Raw genomic sequence first — 18,361 nt, forward strand, 5'->3', positions numbered from 1 at the left:
GTACACGTTGAAGGAAATTTCTGGCTGTTACAATTTGTCATAATTATTTTTTTTCGATTATTTTAAATAAGATTTAAAAATGATACTGAAGCTAAGCGCTATCAACAACAAAACTTGTCGTATCATTTTTATCTACTATAATGCAATCATTTTAAATCATTACATTATTATTAAAATTTTCATGATAAATTGTTTGGCCGGGTACATCTGCATCGCTAATAGGTTCAGAGGTATTATAAATCAAATTATCTTTAACAAACACCTGTTTTGTTCGTATGAAAAAACCTGTTTTCAGTTTTTCAAGAGTATTATTTGCAATAGTAACAACGTTTTCAAGTGTTTTACCAATATTAATAACTACTCCCATTCCTGTAGTATTCCCCGAAATAAAGTTATTATTAATGAGTACCCTACCCATGAATTTATCTGCAACATCTAATCCATCTATTTGGATTCCTACAAATCCATTGTAACTAAGTTCCTGTCTCCCATTCAGATGGTTATCATTAATATAAATTTTTTCTATTTTCTTAGGCTGTAAAGGAACATCTCCATGTCCTGTTTTAAATCCTTTTACCCTAATACCAATTCCTATAAGATTAAAAGCCTGATTATTACTTATTGATACAACACTTACATCTCCATGAATTGTAATTCCATATCTTAGATTGTACATTGTATTATTTGAAATATCAATATTTTCTGCTGCACAAAAAGGAGAAAGACCTTGTACTGTAATACCGTAGCTTAGTTCATTTTCAGAGTCCAGGATATTGTTATGAATTCTGATATTTTTGAACACTGTTTGATTATATTTTTCTTCTTCTCTTGAAGCTACCATAATCATTCCGTCCTCATCTGCGATCAATTGATGAAAAATATTATCACAGATAATGCCATTTTTTCGGGTTCCATCAAATCTAATAGCTCCCCAGGTTAAGTTTTTAAATGTATTATTTGAAATAATAAAATTATCGACATAATCATAGAAATCAATTGCATAAAGCCTGTGCCCCCCCGCATGATTTCTTCCACAATATTCAAAATTATTGTTATTTATTAGCACAGATCCAAACTCACCAAGTTCAAAAGCATAAATAGCTACCACTCCATGATCAGGATTATGGTTTTCAGCATTTATGAAATTATTATTTTCTACAACTACATTTGCCCAGCTACATTGCGCAATTACCAAATGCTCCATCATGTAAGATTGTTCCTGGAGCCCGCTTTCAAAAAGATTATCACTAACAATAATATTCCCTTTAAGACAAGAATAAATATGTACTGCACGATTATACAAATCAAAAAAGTGACAGTTTGTAATTTTTATATTGTATGATTTAGTAATGAATATTCCCCCATTATATTCTTTATCTGTAGAATTATCTACAGAATTATAAACAGGTAGATTACTTTTATTCAGGTCAAACTTCAAACCTTCTATAATAAAATTATCACAGTCCGTAAAATTGAAATAAGCTCCTTCAATCTTTTCTTTACTACTTGATTTGATCCATGTACGCTGTCCATCTCCCAAAAGCTTGAAGCAGGAAAGATTTTGAAATTCCAATTGTCTGTTTACAATATACTCTCTTGCATCAAATCTTAACGTTGCTCCTAAATATGCTGCAGTTTTAATCGCCTGAGTGATCATAGCTTCATCATTATCAATCAACGGGTTTGTATAAAGACATCTGTACCATTCAATATTGATGGTGTTTTCTGTGTAAATCGCTTTATAATAGTTTCCGTTTCTTTCAAGAAGAACTACTCCATCTACATGGCTGGCATGCACAGGATCAATTTTCTGATAATAGATCTGCTCTCCCGTATTGTGAAATAGCTCGCTAAAATCTGCATCATTACAAATTAAAGGAAATGTAGGTTTGTTACAATTTGTCATAATTAATGTTTGTGTTAGTTAATTTTTTAATCTGATCATTAAAGAATGATACTGTAACAAAACTAATGGCCGTTAACGACAAAACTCGTCGTATTATTTTTTTATTTAAAAAGTAAATTGAGATCTCACAGAACATAAACAGGCAACACGAATTATTCTAATGACATTTAAAATAATCGAACGGCTCCAGGCAGTCTAAACACTGGTAAGAAGCCTTACAAAGTGTAGACCCGAAACGGCTGATCTGTTTGGTATGTTCAGAACCGCAACGCGGGCATTTTTTCGGTTTCCCGATGTGGTGTTCGTCTGCTCCTTTTTCCGGGGGAGTGATTCCATAGGCCCGGAGTTTTTCTCTCGCTTCATCTGTCAACCAGTCTGTTGTCCATATCGGGAACATTTTGGTGACTACTTTGGCATCCCATCCGTTCTCTTTCATCATTTTGATAATATCCTCTTCAATGGTAAACATTGCAGGACATGCAGAATAAGTAGGCGTAATCGTTACTTCACAAGTATTCTCACCTGTGATTTGTGCATCTCTTACGATTCCCAGCTCCACGATATCAATCACCGGGATTTCCGGATCGGGAATGGTTTTTAATAAGTTTAAAATATTGTTTTGCATATTTTAAATTTGAAAATACTATTAATCAAGTATTTTCTTAGTTGAAATTTTATTATTAATATCAGATACTTTTACAATATAGTTTCCTTTTAAAATATCAAACCTGAATCGGTTTGAAAAAATCCCAGTGTATTCCTGTATCACCTTACCTGAGAAATCAACAATCTGTATACTTTTTATTTTCTCCTGAGATACCACTTCATAGAAGCCGGAATCTTTATATATCCTGATGTCCGAAATTTTATCTGAAGTATCCTTTTCTGAAGGTCTACCGACCATTCTGCTTACGCTTGACGGTACATGCTGATTCTGTAAATTGACATCCCCATAACATGTATTCTTCCACCAGTCCTTTACCTCACTGAGCGCAAAATTCGGCGGTGTGTTGTACATATTATTTTTAAATACCTGTAGTTTTGAATCTTTGTTTGAAACATTATACATGGCAAAAATCTGGGATTTATCATCATTTTCAATATTGAAATCAACAAGTTTTCCTTTTATCTTTTTGGAATCATAGTTTGTGGACGCCCAATATCCTGTAGATCCTAAATAATTAAAGTGATCTCCCTTTCCCTGGAAAAGCTGCAGATTTGTATGCTCCGGATCAGATTCATAAAGTACCGCAATATCATCTCTTTTGTTTCCATCATAAAAATTACCGGAAACAATCCTTTTGGCAAACTGATTAAAAGGATAGCCGCTATCAGCCCACCATTGATGAAAAACAAAACTTGAGCCCATTCCTTGAAACACATGTACAGCAGTGGCATCGTTACTATTTTTATAGAAAACTGCAATATCATTATGTCTGCCGTCATTATCAAAATTTCCGGATACAATATTACTTATGATATTATTTGCTGGATAGGATGTACTTTTCCAAAAACCATCCGCCCCAAGGTATTTAAAAGACTTATTACTTCCCTGTCCTTGAAATACATGTATTATTGTTTCTCCATTTCCATAATCATACATTACAGCTATATCATTATGAATGTTATTATTATCAAAATCTCCGGATACCATCCTGTCACCAATCAGATTAGCATAATAACCTGTCTCTTTCCACCATCCCTGGGCTTCATTACTATAAATAAAACCGGATCCGGTTCCTTCAAATACATGTATCCTTGTTTCTCCTCCTCCATAATAATACATCACAGCTATATCATCAAAATAGCCATCACCGTTAAAATCTCCGGAAACGATTCTATCTGAAAATAATTCAAGCGGATATCCCGCGGATCCCCAAACATTTTTCACGGAAGATATAGATCCGTCAGGGGCCATTTTAGCCACATTTAAAAATGTTTTATCCCCATTGGTACTGAAATAGGCTACCTCATCTCTTACCCCATCATGATCAAAATCTAAAGAAACAGGTTTTGATGTTTTTTCTGAATCAAAGAAGTTGGTATTGTCTACTTCAAAGACTTTTGTATTGTTTTTAATTGCTTTTGTATAGTCTAAATAGTAAGCTAATGAGGCCATCTGATCGACTGCTCTTCTTTTTTGGTCTTCTTTTTTTTCATCAGGAGTCAACTCTGGAGGTACACCATTATTATCCGGATCTATTCGTGTTTGTGCATGAATACTTATGATATTTAGAAGTTTCTTTAACCTATCATTTTCTGCTTGACTAAAATTATCTTTATTAAAATTTGCATAATATGCCAAAAGCGCAAACATCTCAACAATATCATCAGAGTACAAAAAAGAATAATAGTCTTTGTTATTCAAATTAGCTATTTTCTCACACTCTATGGTACTATAAAAAGTGCTTAAAGTTCCTAAATAAGAAGCATTTTCATATTCCACCCTATATTTAATAATATGATTAATACCCTTTTTAATACCTGCAATCAGTCTCTCTCTTAATACAACATTTGACTTGGGGATCCCGTCTAAAGACTCAATTAGTCCCCTTAAAATAATTGCATGGTAATTAATTTTTGATTCATGATATACTTTTTGACCATTAGGAAGTGTTTCTACACCATTCTTCCAGGTGCCATTACATATCCCTGTTTCATTGGACTGCTGATCTAGCAACCAATTACTAAGCTGAATAATTTTTTCTAAATACTTACAGTTCTGTGTTATTTTATAAGCCTTTGTAAGCCCCCATAATCCAAAAGCAGTGTAATTTTCAGAATTATATCCAATTAGATCTACCGTATTTAAGTTATCCGCAGCATTAACAATAGCGTCATATAAACCTCCCGGAAGTTGAATATTATTTTTTTTCAAATATAGATACCCTTCACAAAGCCCTGCTATAGCACTGCCTGTTTCAAATACATGTACGCTATTCTGGGATATATTTCCTAGGGTATCAATTTGGTCAAATATATCTTTACCTTCTCTTGACCACCAGTAAATATAACCACCAAATGCTAAACTATTAGCTGGATTTTTAACCTGTTGTGATATTAAATATTCTAATCCTTGAATAATTGTAGGAGAATTCTGGGAGTTTGAATAATAATTATCATAGTGAATCATAGCACGTATCTGCTTACTTGTATCTCTTGGTTGGGGATGGCTACTCCAGAAACCAGAATACTTTGCATCCGGATCATATTCATAGAATTTTTTGTAGTTCCCTATATATCCACTAAAATAACCTCTTGACCATGCACCTGGCGGCCACGTATCACTGCTAAAAACCGGTTGATAATTATTAGCCGTATCAATCTTTATTAGTTTAGGAAGTCCTCTAAATGTTTTACTAAGCGTAATTACATTTTGTATTGTAGTATTATTAGCCTTAATAGTATCATTCCCCAGGTTTAGAGCTATGGTATCATAGATAACAGGTTGCACCTGTGCTCCTAAGGTGGCAGAAAAAAGTAATAGGCTGCAAAAGTATTTCATATTTTTCGGTTATTAGTGTGAATGAAAGGGAAACTTAATCTACCACGTACACCCAGGATACGCTCTCTGCATATACTGAAGCTCACAAAGAATATATCCGAAGTATTCCGTATGATATCCTGTTCTCGATTTTGGCTGCATAAACAGATTGGTTGGATATTCTAGCCCAAAGTCCTGGAAATCTTTCTTCGTTATCGTAAGAAAGTCTTCATAAAGAACATCTGTATCCGGAACGATATTTAAAGCAACAAGATCGTCTTCACCTTCTGTTTTGGCAAAAAGGCCTTTGGTATATTCCCAGATATTTTCGATGGCTTTCTCCAGACGCTGGCGGCTTTCTTCTGTTCCCTGGGCAAAGATTTTCATCCAGGAAGAAGCGTGCGTATAGTGGTATCTTACCTCTTTCAGTGATTTCTGGGCAATTGCAGAAAGTTCATCATTAGAAGAATTTGACAATGCTTCATACATCAGCTTCTGATATACAGAAAACACATATACTTTAAGAATTGTCTGTGCATAGTCTTCGTTGGGAAGTTCTGTCCAGTGGGCATTTAGATATTCGTGCTCATATCTCAAAAATGCGATATCATCTTCACTTTTGCCGTTGTCAATCACTCTTGAAGCATACACATAAAAGTTATTCGCCTGACCAAGTTCATCCAACGCAATATTCGTCAATGCGATATCTTCCTCCAGATAAGGACCTTCACCGCACCACGCAGACAGACGCTGTCCCATAATGAAACTGTCGTCTGCTAATTTTAATAGATAATTATATAATGGGTTCATTATTTTTAGCTTTTGTTTTTTGGCGTATAGCTTTTGGCAGGTTGCAGGCAGCTATCAGCCAATAGATGTTTTACATATTTTTTACATCGTTTGGGATTTCGTAGAAAGTAGGGTGACGGTACAGTTTGTCATCAGCCGGATCAAAGAAAGCTTCTTTGTCTACTCCTTCTGAAGTCACGATATACTTACTTGGTACTACCCATACAGAAGTTCCTTCTTTTCTTCTTGTGTATACGTCTCTTGCGTTTTGTAAGGCCATTTCTGCTGTTGGCGCCTGTACAATTCCAACGTGTTTGTGAGATAATCCCGGTTTAGTCTGAATAAACACTTCCCACATATCTAAATTTGCCATATTTTAATTGAGAATTTGAAAATTTGAAAATCAGGTAATTTGAAAATTAATCTGCAGCAGCTACATTTTCAAATTTGCCCATTTTCAAACGAATGCATTAAATTATATTACTTCTTTTTGTTGTTTCTCTGCAAAGGCTATTGCCGCTTCTTTTACCCAGGAATTCTCTCTCTGCGCTTTTCTCTTTGTTTCGATACGTTTTTTATTACAAGGTCCGTTTCCTTTTAAGATTTCCATGAATTCATCCCAGGGAAGTTCTCCGAAATCATAATGCTGTCTTTCCTCGTTCCATTTCAGATCTTTATCAGGAATCGTCAATCCCAGGAATTCAGCCTGAGAAACGGTAACGTCGATAAACCTCTGACGAAGGCTGTCATTACTTTCTCTCTTTACCCTGTAGTTCATAGAGATTTTAGAGTTGGGTGAGCTGTCATCATTCGGGCCAAACATCATTAAAGCCGGCCACCAGAAACGGTTTAACGAAGCCTGAGCCATTTCTTTCTGCTGTTTGGTACCACGGCAAAGTGCCATCAGGATTTCATATCCCTGTCTTTGATGAAAAGATTCTTCTTTACAGATCTTCACCATCGCTCTTGAATAAGGCCCGTAAGAATTCCCCATCAGCATTACCTGGTTCATAATAGCCGCTCCATCTACCAGCCAGCCGATCGCACCGATATCTGCCCAGCTTAGCGTTGGATAATTGAAGATGCTTGAGTACTTTGCTTTTCCTTCCAGCATATCATCATAAGTAGCATCTCTGTCTGCCCTGATGCTTCCGTCTCCCAAGGTTTCAGTAGCAGAATACAGGTATAAACCATGTCCTGCCTCATCCTGAACTTTAGCCAGAAGAGCCATTTTTCTTCTCAATGAAGGGGCTCTGGAGATCCAGTTGGCTTCCGGCAGCATTCCTACAATTTCAGAATGGGCATGCTGTGAAATCTGACGAACCAATAGTTTTCTGTAATCATCCGGCATTACATCTTTGGGTTCTACTTTATTTTCTTCGTGAACGTATTGAACAAATTTTTCTAAGTCCATAATTTTTTAATTTGAAAAATTAATTAATTTGAAAATTTGAGAATCAGGCAATTTGAAAATTAAAATACGATAATGACATTTTCAAATTTACCCATTGACTCATTTTCAAATTATCCTAAACATCATAATTAAGCATCACCACATTTGTCGTCGGGTGACATTGGCAGGTAAGAACATAGCCTCTTGCTACTTCTTCTTCGGTAAGTGCGTAGTTTTTCTCCATGAAAACTTCTCCTTCCAGAACTTCCGCCTTACACGTACAACAAACTCCTCCTTTACATGCAAAAGGAACAGGAAGATTGTCTTTCAATGCTTTATCTAAGATACTCTCTTTTTTGGAATTAAGATGGAACGAATATTCATCATCATCAATGATCACCGTTACCATACTTTCAATATTGGCAATTGCCTTGAATTCATCACTCATCTCCTCTGTATTTTCTTCGTCAGGAGCGGTGAAATATTCAAATAAAACCTGGATGGCAGGTACTTTTTTATCTTTCTTTAAGTAATCTGCAATTCCTTTGATCATTTCTGAAGGACCACAGATAAAATAAGTTGCTTCTTTTACATCGATCTCTGAATATCTTTCAAACAGCTGATCTAATTTTTCAGCAGAAATTCTTCCCTCAAAAACAGGATCTTCATGCTTCTCACGGCTTACCAGATAAATCACTTTAAGCCTTCCGTTGAACTGCTCTACCAGCTTATCAATCTCAGCTTTTCTCAAAACATGGTTCATACTTCTGTTGCTGTAGAAAAGATAAGCATTGCTTTTAGGCTCCTGATAAAGACTTTCTTTAATATTGGACAACACCGGAGTAATTCCGCTTCCTGCTGCCAACCCGATATAAGTTTTTACGTTGGTCGGGTGGTAAGACGTATTAAAACCACCCATCGGAGGCATTACTTCCAGCATTTCATCCATATGAAGATGCTCATTGAAATATCCTGATACCTTTCCTCCCTCCAATAATTTCACCAATACTTCCAGGGTATTCCCCTTTTCGCTTGGAGCGTTACAGATGGAGTAAGAACGTCTCTCTTCGTTTCCGTTAATCATCATCCGGAAATTAAGGTACTGTCCTTGTTTGAACCTGAACTTGTCTTTCAGCTCTTCAGGAATTTCCACCGCTACGTTAACAGCGTCTGAAGTATCTTTCTGAACTCTGACCGTTTTAAGTTTATAAAATGAATTCATTATTTTTTTAGTATTCTATTAATTTTTCCACCTTCGCACTTCGGCAAACTGTCCTGGGCATGAACTTTCACTTTTGTAGTGATGCCAACCCTTTTCTTGATTTCGTTTTCTATATTTTTTCCGAAGCTTCCGACAAAATTAAAATAATCGTCGGTATCTGCTTCTATTTTCTGAGCCTTTACCAGTTCGTCATCAATTTCAACGTCAATATCTAAGGCTACACACATCTGTTCTTTTTCAACCGGTGTAAGATAGTAATTGGGAACCACTCCTTTTACATGTGAAAAAGCATCTTCAATCTGGCTGGGATAAACGTTTACTCCTCTTACGATCAGCATATCATCTGCTCTGCCAATAATCGGTTTCATTTTCACCATGGTTCTTTTGGCATTTTCGTCATAATAAAGGCTTGTGATATCATTTGTCCAGTACCGTAAAAGCGGCATCGCCTGCTTCGTTAAAGTAGTGATCACCAAAACTCCTTCTTCTCCGAAAGGTAACGGCTGTTTCGTTACCGGATCCAGAATTTCAGGATAAAAATGGTCTTCCCAGATGTAAGAGCCGCCTTTTTCTTCAAAATCCTCCATGGAAACTCCCGGCCCGATAATTTCACTTAATCCATAAATATTGGTGGCATGAACTCCTAACCTCTCCTCAATGTGACCTCTGATAATTTCCGTCCAGGGTTCTGATCCTAATACAGCATATTTAAGGCTGATATCTTGTGCAGAGATCCCCCTGTTAGCAAATTCATCAGCGATGGTCAACGCATAAGACGGCGAACAGCAGATCACTTCAGGTTTAAAGTCCATAATCAGATCCACCTGTCTGGCTGTCATACCTCCCGAGATAGGAAGAACACTCATCCCGAGCTTTTCAGCACCATAATGAAGTCCCAGTCCGCCTGTAAAAATTCCATAGCCATAGGCATTGTGAAGCTGCATCCCAGGTCTGGCTCCGGCTGCATATAAAGATCTGGCCACCACTTCGCTGAAAAGGTCTACATCTTCTTTTGTATATCCCACTACTGTTGGTTTCCCGGTTGTTCCGCTTGAACAGTGAATTCTCTGAAGCTCACTTTTAGGAACAGTAAACAGTCCGAAGGGATAGTTATCTCTTAAATCCTGCTTGTAAGTAATCGGAAGTTTCGTAATATCTTCTATCGACCTTATTTCCTGTGGAGAGATCTGCAATTCATCAAATTTCTTTTTATAAAATTCCGACTTCTCTCCCAAATAATCGATCAGACTGATCAACCGGCCGGATTGAAGCTGTCTCAACTGATCCAGCTCCAGATATTCAACTGAAAAATCCATAAAACTAACTAACATTTGTTAGGTGTAAATTTAAAAAGATTTTGGAAGGTGACAAAATTTTTATGATTTTCGTCATATTTTGAATGATTCTAAATAACCTGCCTGAAATTGTGAGCTGTTAAGACACAGAAGTTTAATACTGTGACCTTCGATTGTCAGAAGAGCAAAGAGGGTCTTATCTATTCTGGTTTCCTAAAAGTCCATAAAGGATCTTATCCCTTATTTCTTCTGTAATTTCATCTGTAGAATCACTGTTTCTTTTGAACCAGAAATAGGAATTGTTAAGCGTATGAAGAATAAATCTTGTAGTAAATGACGGGGATTTCAGTTCCCATTTTTCAGCCTGATAAATTTCTGAGATCAGCGATTCCACTTCCTGCTGATAATTTTTCCTGAGTTCTACAAATTCGGGAAGTCTTTCTTCCAGGTGTCTCCACTCATTGGAATAGATATGAGTAACATCTCTGTTTTTAAGAACAACAGACAGGTGTTTATCCAGAAAAAGGTTCAGTTTTTCTTTGGGTTCAATCTCAGTATTTTTAACCTCCTGAAGCTCATCGAAAAACTCCTGAGCAATCCCAAAGCAGATCCATTCCAGAATTTCTTCCTTTGAACGGATATGTGCATACAGCGATGCCGCCTTGATATTGAGTTTCGTAGCGAGATCCCTTACAGAGCTTCCCATATAACCTTTCTCTTTGAAAAGTTCTACGGCTACGTCTAATATTTTTCTTTGTTTTTCTTTAAGTTCCATATTTCTCAGTTTCCTGGAAGGGCTTTACGATTCCGTACCGTTTTCAGTAAAAAGAACAATACCATACCTACTACAATAAGATTTACGGCTGCCACATCTCTTAAAAAACTGTCATTACTATAGTATTCACCCTGAATGTATGGTATCTCAAACTGGCGATCCTGCAAACTCCCAAACACTTTATAAACTACAATAGCGATAAAAGGAACCACAAAAGGAAAGCCTAAAATAAGTACATTCAGTGCCACTGCAGACAGATTTTTCCTGTATCCGGATACAAGAATGAGCAACACGAAAATAATTAATTCCGCGAGCAAAGCTATCAAAAAATTTTTAAAGTCGGTGAAATAGTCTCCGGTAAGCCCCAGTAAAGCAGCATTAATTAGAACCATCACTAATACTGTGACTAAAGAAACAAACCACTGCCGTATTGAAGAAACCCTGAATGCAATAACAACCGTAGAAAGGCTAAGCGCCAGATATAATAAGGCTACAAAAACCTCAGGATTAAAAATCTCAGTTTCCCGGCTGTTGATGATTTTTTCATAATAGCTCTTCAGCAGATAGGATTCTACATACAGCTGTTTTGTATTTATAGATTCCTCAGGAAATGAAACAGTATATTCGCTTCCGTCGTAAATATGTACGTTGGATACAAAATCCGGTTTATGATAGAAATACTTAAACCATATTGCGGGAGTAACGTTAGTTTTTAAGTCATGCCTTTTAAGCAGTTCAAAAAACTGTTTCAATGTTTTTTCCAACCGTACAGAATCATTATTATAATAAAGCATCCTGACCTGATCCGTATATAAAGAATCCATATCGCTATTGAAATAATAAACATCCCGGTCCTGGTTGGCGATCATGCTTTTCCAGGGATACTCACGGCCTTTATATTTGAAGACATCACTGTCTGCGCTGTAGCTTATAGAATCCACCGGATCTTTAAAATAAAGAACCTGTTGCCTTTCTTTATTATAATCGTCATTCAGCAAAAGCAACCTGCCTTTATAGGCAATTTCAGCATTCCGCTTGAGCTCATCCTGTGAAAAGACAGTCAGGGCGGCGTATTTACTTCCAAGCATCACACAAAAGAATGCCATTGAAAGAAAAGACAGGATGATAAATACGATCAGCCATTCCTTAAAAAGATCCGTTTTCTTTTTGGGATATAATGATTTGAAACCGTTATTCCTGATATAAAAGAAAAACCATACAAGTGCAATAACTCCTCCTGTAATTCCGGTTCCTGCTGCTGCAATATCCCGGTTTCTATTAAAATAAGTATTCTGATCATACAGGTTTTCACCAAAATCATTGAACCAGAAACCTATAAAGAAGGCGAGCAGCCAAAACAGGAGTCCTATTATAATCATATAAGGAAACTTGGTATTCCATAGCATGGGGAAACGAAGCAGTAATGCAGTATCAATTTTTTTAAACATAAGACTCTATTTTAAAAAGAAAACCCGGCTTGATTTTGAAATATCACGGAAATAAGCAATATTGACAGCTTGTTCCAGACAGAAACGGATAAAATCCTCCCTTTTCATTTCTTTGTGGAAAACAGCTACAAAAGTACTTCCGTTCTGTTCCAGAGATTGAAGAGGAAGCTGTGAGAGCTTACACTTAAGTTCGGTAATATTTTCATCAGTTTCAAACTCTATAATAAGGGATACAACTTCGCCCCTGTTCAGATCCTGCTGTTTTCCGTTCTTAAGAAAGATAATCTGGCTGGAATTCTTTTCAACTTCATACAGCTGCTGGGAACTGAGCACTACCGCCAAAGGTCTGAACGGTGAACCTGCGATCTGCCTGAGGTCTTCCAAAACGGTTTGCTGAGCAATGATATCCAGATTGGCAAGCGGCTCATCAATCAGCAGGATCTTTGGCTTTCTTAAAAGCATTCTGGCCAGTTCAAACCGCATTTTATATCCTGAGCTCAGATTTTTCCAGGAATATTCTCTGAATCTTCTCAGTCCGAGTCTTGCCATGATAAGTTCTGTAACTTCAACCGCTTCACCTGGAGAATAACCATATGAAACTGCTGTAAATAAAAGATTCTGCAGAAGACCTCCCCGCCATGATGGGGTACGCTGTGGAATATAAATCAGTTTGGAACGTAAGTCATAGGTATCCGTATAGGGAAAAAGATAATAAAGCTCTCCTTTATCAGCCCTCAGTTCGCCACACAAAGACCGGAGGAGTGTGGTCTTCCCGTTACCGTTTTCCCCTACCAGGCCTACAATCTCACCGGTTCTGATCTCCAGGTTCATGGGTCCCAGTGTAAAAGCTTTGGAGTATTTTTTCTCCCATCCGATCATTTTGGTAAGGATATGGCGGTCCAAGGGCTCTTTTTTCTGCAGCTCACTGCTGATTTCAGACAAAAGTGCCGTAAGCTTCCGGGACAGTTCCTCAGAATTCTGGTGAGAATCATACCATGCAAGAAATGCATTGGTCTTTTTATACAGTTTGATATTTTCGGTATCCAGGGTAAAATCTATGATCCGCTTCAGGGCGTGGTCATAGTTTCCGGAACTGATCTGTTCCGTTACTTCTTCCTTATGCTCATGAAAAGTTTTCATCGGTTTTTATTTCGGACGAAAAGATATTAAATATTTGTTTTTCCTCCACAATACCAAATCCGGAAATTTTGTCAAGTTAATTTTACGTTAAAAATAACAAATCCGGAAATTTTGTCCTAATTTTTTGTAAATTTAATAATTGAACAGTTTTTGCGATAAGCTAATCGATTAAATGATTAAATAATTGATGGCATTAAGAAACTGAGCCTGAAAATTTAGTTTCTTGATGTTTTTAGGAAAATTAAACCGGAACATATCATTACAAAAATATAAAAATATGAACTTAAACCAATATACTGTAAAATCACAAGAAGCCATCCAGGCAGCACAACAGGTTGCCATGGAACTCGGCAACCAAAGTATTGAACCTCAACACCTACTTGAAGGTATCTTTCAGGTAGATGAAAATATATCACCTTTCTTACTTAAAAAATCTGAAGCAGATGCCAACCTGGTGAGAGAGCGTAACCGTGAAAGCCTGGAAAAACTCCCTAAAGTACAGGGAGGGAACATCTACCTTTCACAATCCGCCAACAAAGTTTTGCTGGACGCACCCAATATTGCCAAAAAAATGGGCGATGAATATGTAACGATTGAACATTTATGGCTATCCCTTTTGGAGACAGGTTCTGAAGTTTCCAAAATGCTGAAAGATATGGGCGTAACCAAAAGCTTACTGGAGGGAGCAATTAAAGAATTAAGAAAAGGGAGCAAAGCCACTTCTGCAAGCTCTGAAGAGACTTACCAATCCCTGAATAAATATGCTAAAAACTTCAATGAATTAGCAGCGGAAGGAAAACTGGATCCTGTGATCGGACGTGATGAAGAGATCAGAAGGGTTTTGCAGATTCTTTCCCGAAGAACAAAAAACAACCCGATCCTCATTGGTGAACCGGGTGTAGGTAAAACAGCAATTGCTGAAGGAATTGCCCACAGAATCATCAGCGGTGACGTTCCTGAAAATCTGATGGATAAAACTTTATACTCATTGGATATGGGAGCACTGATCGCCGGCGCCAAATACAAAGGTGAATTTGAAGAGCGTCTGAAATCTGTAGTCAACGAAGTGATTAAATCAGACGGGCAGATCATCCTGTTCATCGATGAGATCCACACATTGGTAGGTGCCGGTGGCGGCGAAGGCGCCATGGATGCTGCCAACATTCTGAAACCGGCTTTGGCAAGAGGTGAGCTGAGAGCCATCGGAGCCACAACGCTGAATGAGTATCAGAAGTATTTTGAAAAGGATAAAGCATTAGAAAGACGTTTCCAGAAGGTAATGGTAGAAGAGCCGGATACGGAGTCTGCAATTTCCATTCTTCGTGGGATCAAAGATAAATATGAAGCTCACCATAAGGTAAGAATCAAAGATGAAGCGATTATTGCTGCTGTAGAAATGTCCCAGCGATATATTTCTGACCGTTTTTTACCGGATAAGGCGATTGACCTTATTGATGAGGCTTCTGCCAAACTGAGAATGGAGATCAACTCCAAGCCGGAAGAACTGGATGTTTTAGACAGAAGACTGATGCAGCTGGAAATTGAACTGGCAGCAATCTCAAGGGAGGGTAACCAGACAAAAATCGACCATTTAAAAGAAGATATTGCTAAAATTTCTGAAGAGAGAAATGAAATCAATGCCAAATGGCTGAAAGAAAAACAAAAAAGTGAAGATCTTACCCAGATCAAAAAAGATATTGAATCTCTGAAATTAGAGGCAGAAAGAGCTTCCAGAGCCGGAGATTATGCAAAGGTAGCGGAGATCCAATATGGAAAACTCCGTGAAAAAGAAGACGAGCTTGCCAAAGTGGAACTGGAAATGCAGAACCACCAGAATGAGCTGATCAAGGAAGAAGTAACCGCAGAAAATATATCCGAAGTTATTGCTAAATGGACAGGCATTCCTGTTACCAAGTTATTGCAATCAGAAAGAGATAAACTGTTGAATCTGGAGTCTGAGCTCCATCACAGAGTGGTAGGACAGGATGAAGCCATTGAAGCCGTAGCGGATGCTATCCGAAGAAACAGAGCCGGGCTGAGCGATGATAAGAAACCTATCGGATCTTTCTTATTCCTCGGAACAACCGGAGTCGGAAAAACCGAGCTTGCCAAAGCACTTGCAGAATTCCTGTTTGATGATGAAAATAATATGACAAGGATTGATATGAGTGAATATCAGGAACGCCACAGTGTTTCCAGGCTGGTAGGTGCGCCTCCGGGATACGTGGGATATGATGAAGGCGGGCAGCTTACTGAAGCTGTGAGAAGAAGACCTTATTCGGTTGTACTTCTGGATGAGATTGAAAAAGCGCATCCTGATGTTTTCAATACATTACTGCAGGTTTTGGATGACGGACGTCTGACTGACAACAAGGGGCGTGTGGTGAATTTCAAAAATTCAATCATCATCATGACTTCGAATTTAGGATCGCATCTGATTCAGGAGAATTTTGAAAATCTTACCGAGCAAAACCAGGATGAGATTGTGGAAAAAACCAAAGAAGAGGTTTTTGATCTTCTGAAACAGACTTTACGTCCTGAATTCCTGAACAGGATTGATGAGATCGTATTGTTCCAGCCTTTAAGAAAAAAAGAAATCGGAAAAATCGTTCAGTATCAGTTGAGAGGATTCAATGATATGTTAGCAAAACGGAATATCGTGATGACATTTACCCAGGATGCCGTAGATTATCTGATGGATAAAGGTTATGATCCGGCTTTCGGGGCAAGACCTTTAAAAAGAGTGATCCAGCAGGAAGTGCTGAACAAGCTTTCTAAAGAAATCCTTGCCGGAAAAGTGAACGACGGTGACAGAATTACACTGGATTACTTCGTTGAAACAGGCCTGGTATTCAGACCTACCGAACAATAAATAGTTTTTTTTCATATACATTAATTTTTGTAGATAAGTGCTGTAGAGAAATCTGCGGCACTTATTTTTTCTGTACTTTTAAGGCAAATTTTTGCTGATGCATAGAAAATTAATAACCTTTTTATTTTTATTAACATCACTTCTTGCCAGTGCTCAGAATAAACTGACATCCCCGTTTTCTCTTACCGATTATCAGAATATGCGTACTGAGTACCTTGAAGCCATCAAGAATAATCCGGATATTGTTCCTGAAAACAGATTCTACTATTCAAAAAAGAAACTGGACAGTGTCAATGCCATAAAGCATGACATCATAAGACAGGAATGGATCAGAAAAGGGGTTGATCCTTCTGCAATTACCGGGGAAGCTCTTCAGAATGCAGAAAGCAACAAGCAATATTATCTGCAATATGCCTATTTTACCACGAACAGAAAAGGATATGATTTCTATATTTACGATACCCTGAAACTGATTCTTTCTGATCATAAGAATGTAACAATAGAATATGTATTCGGAAAAGATACAGACACTGAATATCTTCATAATAAAAAAATAGCCACAGTCAATCAATATTTCAACAGCAACGGCCAGCTGAAAAGAACCGATTCCTATATTCTTCCAACACAGGAAGGCGCAGAACGGGAGATCACAGGAATTTCGAAAGAGTACAACATGATCGGAAAACTTCTGTTTGAAGCTGACTGGGAAAAGGAATTCAGACACAATAAAGCCCAGGTGCTGGCAGCCGGTGATCAATTAGTCCGGCAGCATATCCTGAAAAAGATCAAAAGTAATGATAGCCGGATCAGTGATTTTCAGGCTAAAGAAATGGCAGCCAATTTTTTAAAGTACGCCCAAAAAAGCACTCAAAAATTTAAAAGTGATGACAGAATTCCGATGTGGTATATAACGTATTGGACCGTAAGTTCCCGGACAGAGCTCAAAATCAATGACAAAACACTGCAGATGACTGACATCCGTGACTTTAAGATGCAGGAGTAATCCGTATTTTTAATATAAACATCATCTATTCCCGGTAATAAATTAATCTATCCAACAATTCCAGATCATATTTATCCTTTTAATGTGAAATATTACTATCTTTAATACACCAACAAATTATTAACTAAAACAAAATCAGTATGAAAAAGTTAAAAAGAAGTGAATTAAAGAAAATTGACGGCGGAGTCATTGCGCCGATCATCATGTGTGATGAAAATATGAACTGCCCACCCAATCTGTGCTGCACTCAAGGATACATCTGCAGGGACTGGAGGAAATACCCTTGCATTTAAGGAAAATTTTAAAGCGGAGATCATTCTCCGCTTTTTATATCATTCACAACTGTTTCTGTACTTGCACAATCCGTAAAAACCCGGTAAAATTAACAGTATAATTCCCATTTCATCCATGTGTTTTCTAGGAAATTTTTCACGAAATTTGCATATTAACTGAAATGTATATTATAAACACTAAAGCTATGAGTACAGAATCAAACAACCCCCTACAACCAGGTGTAATGTCTAACAGTCTTATTAAAGTTTTAGTAGACAATTATCGCCAGAACCACTTGACTGTTATTAAAAATAACTTAGGAATAGAAGACGCTCATTCTATATGGTTTGATCTTCCGAAACTGAAAAGGTTTATTGCAATGGTAGAAGCAGAAGCCCTTAAAACCAATCCTGAAACTACCGATGAGGATCTTGGGATCAGATTTTACTACGCTTCCTATCCCAAAGCTGAAAACTGGGATATCATGGCTTCCCATCCGGTCCCTAAGGAATATGCTGAAAAACATACATTGGTGATGATTCCTACAGTGAAAAGCACCAATGAAGATGGAAATGTTCTTCATTCTGACTTCAATACACTTCAGGCCAGCGGCAGGTCTTTAGGATTAAGTGCAGCCAAAAGAGGAGGAACTTCCAATGACGGGTCTTCAGATGATGACGGAACCATCGGGGAAAATCACGGACTGCTTATCCCGCCATCAGCACCTATGGGTGAATCTTATTAATTACCATTTATATTTC

Annotated in this window: 15 protein-coding genes; 4 read left to right on the forward strand and 11 right to left on the reverse strand. The window is 37.5% G+C overall.

The genetic code is table 11. The annotated features are described in order from the left end of the window. Positions 1-151: 151 nt before the first annotated feature. The 11 genes from BBI00_RS22525 to BBI00_RS22575 all read right to left on the reverse strand — a co-directional run bounded on the left by BBI00_RS22525 (position 152) and on the right by BBI00_RS22575 (position 13,452). Positions 152-1,906 carry a Rossmann-fold NAD(P)-binding domain-containing protein gene (locus tag BBI00_RS22525; RefSeq protein WP_065401087.1) on the reverse strand — a complete coding sequence of 585 codons (1,755 nt, stop codon included), beginning with the start codon at positions 1,904-1,906 and terminating at the stop codon, positions 152-154. A 157-nt stretch (positions 1,907-2,063) separates the two neighbouring features. After that, the gene (gene paaD, locus BBI00_RS22530) at positions 2,064-2,531 is read right to left on the reverse strand and encodes a 1,2-phenylacetyl-CoA epoxidase subunit PaaD (protein ID WP_065401088.1); all 468 of its coding nucleotides are present in this window, start codon (positions 2,529-2,531) and stop codon (positions 2,064-2,066) included. 21 nt (positions 2,532-2,552) lie between these two features. After that, positions 2,553-5,411, reverse strand: coding sequence for a T9SS type A sorting domain-containing protein (locus tag BBI00_RS22535; RefSeq protein ID WP_065401089.1), 2,859 nt, complete (start codon positions 5,409-5,411; stop codon positions 2,553-2,555). A 39-nt stretch (positions 5,412-5,450) separates the two neighbouring features. Further along, the gene (gene paaC, locus BBI00_RS22540; protein ID WP_065401090.1) at positions 5,451-6,200 is read right to left on the reverse strand and encodes a 1,2-phenylacetyl-CoA epoxidase subunit PaaC; all 750 of its coding nucleotides are present in this window, start codon (positions 6,198-6,200) and stop codon (positions 5,451-5,453) included. Between the two features lie 70 nt (positions 6,201-6,270). Continuing rightward, positions 6,271-6,552 carry a 1,2-phenylacetyl-CoA epoxidase subunit PaaB gene (gene paaB / locus BBI00_RS22545; RefSeq protein ID WP_002981782.1) on the reverse strand — a complete coding sequence of 94 codons (282 nt, stop codon included), beginning with the start codon at positions 6,550-6,552 and terminating at the stop codon, positions 6,271-6,273. A 102-nt stretch (positions 6,553-6,654) separates the two neighbouring features. Further along, positions 6,655-7,593: a 1,2-phenylacetyl-CoA epoxidase subunit PaaA gene (gene paaA, locus BBI00_RS22550; protein WP_065393409.1), complete on the reverse strand. Its 939-nt coding sequence runs from the start codon at positions 7,591-7,593 to the stop codon at positions 6,655-6,657. Positions 7,594-7,708: 115 nt separating this feature from the next. Next, the gene (locus BBI00_RS22555) at positions 7,709-8,794 is read right to left on the reverse strand and encodes a 2Fe-2S iron-sulfur cluster-binding protein (RefSeq protein ID WP_065401091.1); all 1,086 of its coding nucleotides are present in this window, start codon (positions 8,792-8,794) and stop codon (positions 7,709-7,711) included. Further along, a complete protein-coding gene (locus tag BBI00_RS22560; protein WP_065401092.1) occupies positions 8,794-10,110 on the reverse strand; it encodes a phenylacetate--CoA ligase family protein in 1,317 nt (438 codons plus the stop codon). The genes BBI00_RS22555 and BBI00_RS22560 overlap by 1 nt, the downstream gene beginning before the upstream one ends. Positions 10,111-10,285: 175 nt before the next feature. Then, entirely contained in the window at positions 10,286-10,864 is a 579-nt protein-coding gene (locus tag BBI00_RS22565) for a TetR/AcrR family transcriptional regulator (protein ID WP_065401093.1), read from the reverse strand. Positions 10,865-10,869: 5 nt separating this feature from the next. Continuing rightward, positions 10,870-12,312, reverse strand: coding sequence for a hypothetical protein (locus BBI00_RS22570; protein ID WP_065401094.1), 1,443 nt, complete (start codon positions 12,310-12,312; stop codon positions 10,870-10,872). 6 nt (positions 12,313-12,318) lie between these two features. Continuing rightward, complete coding sequence (locus BBI00_RS22575) at positions 12,319-13,452, reverse strand: ABC transporter ATP-binding protein (RefSeq protein WP_065401095.1); 1,134 nt, start codon at positions 13,450-13,452, stop codon at positions 12,319-12,321. A gap of 277 nt (positions 13,453-13,729) precedes the next feature. On the opposite strand from BBI00_RS22575, the gene clpB reads away from it, so the two are divergent. The 4 genes from clpB (at position 13,730) to BBI00_RS22590 (ending at position 18,345) form a co-directional block, all read left to right on the forward strand. Continuing rightward, a complete protein-coding gene (gene clpB / locus BBI00_RS22580; protein WP_065401148.1) occupies positions 13,730-16,324 on the forward strand; it encodes an ATP-dependent chaperone ClpB in 2,595 nt (864 codons plus the stop codon). A 97-nt stretch (positions 16,325-16,421) separates the two neighbouring features. Continuing rightward, on the forward strand, positions 16,422-17,327 hold the full coding sequence (locus BBI00_RS22585) for a hypothetical protein (protein ID WP_065401096.1): 906 nt from the start codon (positions 16,422-16,424) through the stop codon (positions 17,325-17,327). 140 nt (positions 17,328-17,467) lie between these two features. After that, positions 17,468-17,620, forward strand: a complete 153-nt coding sequence (locus tag BBI00_RS23490) for a hypothetical protein (RefSeq protein ID WP_165602580.1) — start codon at positions 17,468-17,470, stop codon at positions 17,618-17,620. Between the two features lie 185 nt (positions 17,621-17,805). Then, on the forward strand, positions 17,806-18,345 hold the full coding sequence (locus tag BBI00_RS22590; RefSeq protein ID WP_065401149.1) for a hypothetical protein: 540 nt from the start codon (positions 17,806-17,808) through the stop codon (positions 18,343-18,345). Positions 18,346-18,361: the final 16 nt, after the last annotated feature.

Origin of the sequence: Chryseobacterium arthrosphaerae, from assembly GCF_001684965.1 — a bacterium.
Taxonomy (GTDB): Bacteria; Bacteroidota; Bacteroidia; order Flavobacteriales; family Weeksellaceae; genus Chryseobacterium; species Chryseobacterium arthrosphaerae.